Source organism: Acinetobacter sp. YH12064, from assembly GCF_013419735.1.
GTDB classification, from domain to species: Bacteria; Pseudomonadota; Gammaproteobacteria; order Pseudomonadales; family Moraxellaceae; genus Acinetobacter; species Acinetobacter amyesii.
Genome location: NZ_VOZP01000001.1, coordinates 314,473 through 320,941, shown reverse-complemented (window position 1 = coordinate 320,941; position 6,469 = coordinate 314,473). Strand labels below are relative to the sequence as shown.

Below are 6,469 nucleotides of genomic sequence, written 5' to 3'. Positions count from 1 at the left end.
CCGACAGCTCCGACAGCTCCGACAGCTCCGACAGCTCCGACAGCTCCGACAGCTCCGACAGCTCCGACAGCTCCGACAGCTCCGACAGCTCCGACAGCTCCGACAGCTCCGACAGCTCCGACAGCTCCGACAGCTCCAGCACCTCAGCCAGTGGCAACGCAGTCAGCCGCAGAATATTTGGCAAACCCGCTTTAAGGTTTCCATTGAACAATAAAAAAGACGCCTCGGCGTCTTTTTTAAATTTAGGAAAACTAGGGCTTTTGCAGTTGTGTTAAGGTTTTGCGTGCCAGTCCCGGATCATCTGCAAATACACCATCTACACCAGCTTTATAGAAGTTTTCAAATTCTTTAGCCGCACCGGTATCACAACGTTCGGTTGCCACTGAGCTACATTTTAAATAGTCAGGTAAAAAACCATTTTCAGGTCTGAGCGTATAAGGATGGACTTTCAAACCAGCAGCATGGGCATCTTTGACAAAACTGGTTTGTTTAAACTCAGTGTTTGAAAAGATATACGTTTTACTAGGACCCACACCATCTGCATATTTTGCCACTGATTTTAGGCCTTCTGTTGTTGCTAAGCTTGCATAATTTTGAGGTGAGCTTTGTTGCTGTAAGTCACCCGGTATTGCAGTTGGGCTATCTAATAATTGAATAATTTTGCCATGTTTGAGGGTTTTCTTTTGCGTGAGTTGATCACGTAAGTATTTTAGATTGGTGGTTTCAAAGGACTGTAAATATACAGGCGCGATATCACGTGTATAACTGTATTTAGCAAGCGTGGAGAGTAAACGATCTTCCATGGCTAGATTTTGCTGTTGGAAAAATGTTGGGTGCTTGGTTTCAATATATAAACCAACAATTTTCCCAGTTTTTTTATAGTGAGCGTCGGCAAGTTCAATGATTTGTTCGAGCGTTGGGATGCTGTATTGATCATTATATTGAGTGTTATTAGGGCGATATTGAGCAATACGCTCACGTGCTTTTACATTTTGAGTCAGTTCATTCAAATTAAAGTCTTCCGTAAACCATCCTGTATAGTCGATACCATCGATTTTTTTGGTGGTTTTTCGATCCGCAAATTGTGGCAGCGTACTGATATTGGTTGTCCCTGAAATTTCACTTTCATGGCGCGCAACCAGATAGCCATCCTTGGTTGGCACTAAATCGGGTTCGATAAAATCCGCACCATCGTCAATCGCTTTTTGATATGCGGCAAGGGTATGCTCAGGTCGCAAAGCACTGGCACCACGATGCCCAACAATGACAAAACCTGTATCAGGCAAAACAGGGGGCTTGGTGGCATGGGTTTTATCGTCATCCGAATTACATGCAGATAAACCAAAAACGCTAAAAAGGAGCAGTGAAGACACGCCCCATGAGGATTTTACTTTACTTGTTGTCGCTATATTCAACTGCTTTGTTAATTGTTTTTGCATGGCTGCCTCCGCATCTTTTTATATAAATGAATGATGTTGCAGGCATACATTGCAGGGCAGTGGCTAAGACTTCATGACAGAGGCGGTTTTGTCACATAAATTTACTAAAATAGCTGAAATGGAGGCTCTCCATATTTTCTACATATTTCGCTTCAAGCAAGGTTTTTATGTAGTCTAGGCTTGTAATCAAGCTCATTGTGATTGATTATCAATAAGATTTTTTGAAAAAATTCAATCTATATTTTTTATTTCTTCAATTGAAAAGTGACATGGACTGATGCTGTCTAAGTTTTTTATTTATCGACCGATTTTTGCAGGTGTCTTGGCGATCATCGTCATGGCGCTCGGGTTATTTGCTGTGCTCAATTTACCGGTAGAGCGCTATCCAGATATTGCACCACCACGAATTACGGTCAGTGCAAGTTATAGCGGTGCGTCAGCAGAAACAGTCGAGGAAAGTGTCACACAAGTTCTTGAGCAACAAATTAAAGGAATTGATCATCTTTTATATTTTAGTTCAAGCAGCGACTCTTCAGGTCGAAGCCGGATCAGCATCAGTTTTGAAAATGGCACTGACCCAGATACCGCTCAAGTACAAGTACAAAATGCCATAAATGGAGTAATCAATCGGCTGCCTGAAGATGTGCAGCGCCAAGGGGTAAATGTCTATAAATCTTTGGGTGATACCCATATGGTTATCGGCCTCTATGATGAGACTGGCAAGAGTTCGAATATCGAACTTGGTGACTATATGATGACTCATCTAGAACAGGACATTGCTCGAATTGAGGGTATTGGTGAAGTCGATGTTTTTGGTTCGCAATTTGCCATGCGCATTTGGCTCAACCCACTGAAGTTAAAGCAATATAGCCTTATGCCCAGTGATATCCGTGCGGCTGTTGAATCACAAAATACGCAGGTTGCAGCCGGCGCAGTTGGTGAATTGCCGAGTGTATCGGATCAATATCTCAATGCAAAAGTCACTTCAGGTTCACGTTTAAAGTCAGTTGAAGAATTTGAAAATATTATTGTCAAATCTGCACGAGACGGCAGTTTTGTCTATTTAAAAGACGTTGCACGTGTTGAATTGGGTGCGGAAAATTATTCAGGGGTGAATACCATTAATGGGTATCCATCTTCAGGGATGGGGATCTCATTGGCTTCTGGGGCGAATGCACTTGAAACCTCAGCCTTAATTAAGCAAGAAATTGAACAGTTAGCGAAGCAATTACCAGTCGGTTATAAAATTGTTTATCCACGGGATAACACGCCATTTGTACAAGAATCGATTAAAGAAGTGGTGAAAACGTTATTCGAAGCCGTTTTATTGGTGGTTTTGGTGATGTTTATCTTCTTACAAAATTGGCGAGCAACGCTGATACCTGCGATTACCGTGCCTGTGGTGATTCTAGGGACTTTAGCGATTTTATATGCTTTGGGCATGACCATTAACACACTCACATTGTTTGCATTGGTATTGGCCATCGGTCTGTTGGTCGATGATGCGATTGTTGTGGTGGAAAACGTCGAACGTTTAATGCATGAACAACAGTTAACAGCAAAACAAGCGGCTATAGAGTCGATGCATGAAATTAGTGGGGCATTAATCGGGATTACTTTGGTATTGACCGCTGTATTTATTCCCATGGCGTTCTTTGGTGGCTCAACGGGCGTGATCTATAGACAATTTTCCATCACACTTGTGGCTGCCATGGGCTTGTCACTGATGGTTGCGCTGATTTTAACCCCTGCATTATGTGCCTTAATTTTAAAACCCAATCCGAAACCACAGCGCTGGGCGATTTGGTTTAACACCAAATTAGAGACTTTAAAAACCAAATATCTAGCACTTGCACAAGCCACGGTTCGTTATCGCTTATGGACGGTGGTTTTGTTTGCGGGGCTCATTACGGTATTTGCTTTGTTTTATCGTGCTTTGCCGACCAGTTTTATTCCTAGTGAAGACCAGGGTATTTTGAGTGTGCAACTTAAATTACAAGAAGGTGCACCGATGTCGAAAAGTCGTGAGGTCGGTGAACAAATTCGGCAGTACTTTTTAACTGAAGAAAAGCAAAATGTTGATTTGGTGATGATTCGTTATGGACGAAATTTTTCTGGTACGGGTCAAAACTTAGGGCAAGGCTTTATTGCACTGAAGCATTGGGATGAACGTTCAGGACAACACAATTCAGCGCAAGCGATTCGTGAACGTGCTATGAAACATTTTAAAAAATTTAACAATGCACAAATCAATGTCAGCATGCCTTCCTCTGTTAGTGGCCTTGGGCAAACCGATGGTCTGGAATTTTGGCTGCGAGATATGAATGGTGAAGGCCGTGCTTATCTCGATGCGCAATTTAAAAGCTTGCAAGAAAAATCTTCACAATTCAGCAGTTTCGAAAATTTAGACAAACGCTCAAACCCCGATAAAGCCGAACTAAAAGTGGATATTGATCAAAAACAAGCAATGGCCTTGGGGTTAACTCAAAATGCGATTAATAGCACTATGAGTAACGCATGGAGCGGTAGCTATATCAACGATTTTATCGACCGTGGGCGCATTAAACGCGTCATGATGCAGGCAGATGCCGAATTCCGTTCTAAACCAGAAGATTTAGCTTATTGGCATGTACGTAATGACCAAAATGAAATGATTCCATTTAGTAATTTTTCAACCATTGGTTGGAGTGGTGGTCCAGAAGTTGTTAATCGTTTCATGGGCTATACCGCATTACAAATGGAAGCGGATACAGCCAAAAATGTCTCAAGTGGACAAGCCATGCAGGATGTTAAAGCTTTAGTTGACCAAGTGCCGGGTGTGGACGTGGCATGGAGTGGGTTATCCTTTGAAGAGCAAAAATCAAGTCATCAAGCGATTTGGCTATATTTGGTCTCGATAGGATTTATTTTCCTTTGTCTTGCTGCCCTATATGAAAGTTGGAGTATTCCAACTGCAGTCATGAGTGCGATTCCACTTGGGATAGGTGGTAATATTTTGTTTAGCTACATGGCCGGTTTTCCAAATGACATCTATTTCCAAATTGCTCTACTGACAACAATTGGTTTGTCCTGTAAAAACGCGATCTTGATTGTAGAGTTTGCAGCGATGGCACAAGAAAAAGGCAAACATGTAATCGAAGCTGCAATGGAAGGCGCAGCACTTCGTTTACGTCCTATTTTGATGACCTCTTTGGCTTTTGGTGCGGGAGTGGTTCCTTTAGTTCTTGCTTTTGGTGCAGGTGCAGCCAGTCGCCAAGAGATTGGGGTGAGCGTACTCGGTGGGGTAATATTCGGTACGGTTTTGGTGCTGATCTTTATTCCGTTTATGTATGTATTGATACGGACTCTATTTAAGCCCAAGTCTGTTAAAAGAAACATAAGTGATTAAATTGTTTAGGTTTCGTTGTAAAGGTTGAGAAATGTAACAGTTTTTCGTAGTATTGCTGCGCGTATAAGCGGTTTGATGAGGATTAAATCCCTAAATGGACAGGCACAGTTGTCAGATACACCAAATTTCAAAAATATATATTTACCAACATTATTATGTGGGTTCATTCGGCAAATAAAATAAGAGCCGTTGCGGCCCTATTACATAGGTTGGGTAATAGGGGGCGAGCATGAGCTACAACAACTTTTTATATCTTTTAAATGATGCATTAAGCAAGCAAGATATTGCATTGGCATTAGACTCTGTTAAAACGTTTAAAGCCGCAGATTTGGCTGATATTTTGGCACAATTACCTTTAGAGAATAGTCAAAAGCTGCTACTGCATCTTCCTGCACGCGCCTATGTATTTTCATATCTCAAACCCGAAGAACAAGTAAAATTTGCACGCGGTTTAACGCGAACAGACTTGGCTGAAATTATGGGCGAAATGCCTTCAGACAAGCGTGTCGATTTATTTAAATGTTTAGATCACGAGCAGCAAAATACTTTATTGCCTGCATTGGCACAGGCCGAGCGTGAAGATATTCGGCAGCTCTCTTCTTATGTAGAAGGTACGGCAGGGGCCATCATGAGCTCCGAATATGCCACCCTAAAACCGAATATGTCGGTAAAAGATGCCATTAAAATGTTGCGTTATGAGGCACCCGATTCGGAAACCATTTATTTGGCCTATGTACTTGATGAAGCAAGAAAGCTGCTGGGTGTTTTATCGCTCAAACAATTAATACTTGCCGAAGAACAAAGCAATATCAGTGATTTAATGGCGACCGATATTATTTTTGCATATTTTGACAGCGATCAGAATGAAGTAGCCAAAACCATTGCTCGTTATGACTTACTGGCATTACCCATTATAGATCATGCCGGTGTGATGGTGGGTATTGTGACATATGATGATGCAATGGATGTGGCCAGTGAAGAGGCAACAGAAGATTTTTTAAAATCTGGTGCTGTCGATGCATCATCTAAATTGAGTCTTAAATCTGCCCCGATATTGCAACTCTATCAAAAACGGGTGTATTGGCTGGTATTTCTTGTTTTTGGCAGTTTGTTATCTGGGATTGGCATTGCACATTTTGAAGACGTTATTGCCGCAAATATTGTATTGGTTTTCTTTTTGCCCTTATTGGTCGGCAGTGGTGGAAATGCCGGCTCTCAATCTGCAACGCTGATGGTGCGTGCATTGGCAACGGGCGATGTACATTTTAGGGACTGGTTTTACTTGCTGGGACGTGAAAGTTTGGTTGCCCTGTGTCTGGGCGGAACCATGGCCATTGCTGTATCTATTTTAGGCTACTACCGTGGTGATGCAACCGTGGCCTTGGTCTTGGCACTGAGTATGATGGGTATCGTATTGCTCGGTTGTTTAATTGGCATGAGTTTGCCTTTCATACTCAATAAGTTAAAGTTCGATCCTGCAAGTGCTTCTGCACCCTTGGTAACCTCGATTTGTGATGCGACAGGCGTGGTGGTGTATTTGATGATTGCTTCACAATTGCTCAATTTATAGAGATTAGCATTTTGCTACAGATTGAAGACTTCTAATATGTTTTAATCTCAGTGATTTACACGGTTTTTATTG

General features: G+C 42.1%; 4 protein-coding genes. 3 read left to right on the top strand and 1 reads right to left on the bottom strand.

Going from position 1 to position 6,469, the window contains the following annotated elements; all coding sequences use genetic code 11:
* Positions 1-195, top strand: a 195-nt coding sequence (locus FTU13_RS17345; protein WP_218951547.1) for a hypothetical protein, incomplete at its 5' end; no start/stop codon positions are given.
* A gap of 56 nt (positions 196-251) precedes the next feature.
* Here the strand turns inward: FTU13_RS17345 and FTU13_RS01620 are convergent.
* On the bottom strand, positions 252-1,439 hold the full coding sequence (locus tag FTU13_RS01620) for a glycerophosphodiester phosphodiesterase (RefSeq protein ID WP_180126361.1): 1,188 nt from the start codon (positions 1,437-1,439) through the stop codon (positions 252-254).
* 277 nt (positions 1,440-1,716) lie between these two features.
* On the opposite strand from FTU13_RS01620, the gene FTU13_RS01615 reads away from it, so the two are divergent.
* Positions 1,717-4,827 carry a multidrug efflux RND transporter permease subunit gene (locus tag FTU13_RS01615; protein ID WP_180126363.1) on the top strand — a complete coding sequence of 1,037 codons (3,111 nt, stop codon included), beginning with the start codon at positions 1,717-1,719 and terminating at the stop codon, positions 4,825-4,827.
* Between the two features lie 229 nt (positions 4,828-5,056).
* The gene (mgtE, locus tag FTU13_RS01610; RefSeq protein ID WP_078192148.1) at positions 5,057-6,397 is read left to right on the top strand and encodes a magnesium transporter; all 1,341 of its coding nucleotides are present in this window, start codon (positions 5,057-5,059) and stop codon (positions 6,395-6,397) included.
* Positions 6,398-6,469: the final 72 nt, after the last annotated feature.